General features: G+C 69.9%; 1 protein-coding gene. It reads left to right on the plus strand.

Going from position 1 to position 552, the window contains the following annotated elements; translation table 11 throughout:
- Nucleotides 1–298: 298 nt before the first annotated feature.
- Nucleotides 299–552, plus strand: a 254-nt coding sequence (locus FK268_RS23665) for a catalase (protein WP_146437895.1), incomplete at its 3' end; no start/stop codon positions are given.

Below are 552 nucleotides of genomic sequence, written 5' to 3' on the forward strand. Positions count from 1 at the left end.
GCAGGACTCGCGCCAGCAGGCGTGGCTCGAGACGGACTGGCGCGGCACCGCGATGTGGCTCGCGTTCACGGTGGGCGCCTTCGGCTTCGCAACGGCGTGGTTCCGCCATCGCCCGACGGGTCCGTTGGAGGAGGTCATGCGGCGCCTCCCGGGCCGCCTCGAGGCCAGGTCCTGACGGGCCCGGCGCCGCCGGCGGAACGCGGGTACGGTGGGAACCGCACCGCGTTTCCGCCCGTCGTTCAGCCCGACGGGTGTGAACAGCCCTGAACGACAATCAAATACGCGGAGGTGTCGAACCTTGTCCGAGAACCCGAACTACACCACGTCCGACTCCGGTGCACCGGCCGGCAGCGACGAGCACTCGCTGACCGTCGGTGACGCCGGGCCCATCGTCCTGCACGATCACTACCTCATCGAGCAGATGGCGCAGTTCAACCGCGAACGGATCCCCGAGCGCCAGCCCCACGCCAAGGGCAGCGGTGCCTTCGGGACCTTCGAGACCACGGCCGACGTCTCGGAGTTCACCTGCGCGGCCGTCTTCGCCCCGGAGAC

The sequence above is a fragment of the Tsukamurella sputi genome, assembly GCF_007858445.1.
Taxonomy (GTDB): Bacteria; Actinomycetota; Actinomycetes; order Mycobacteriales; family Mycobacteriaceae; genus Tsukamurella; species Tsukamurella sputi.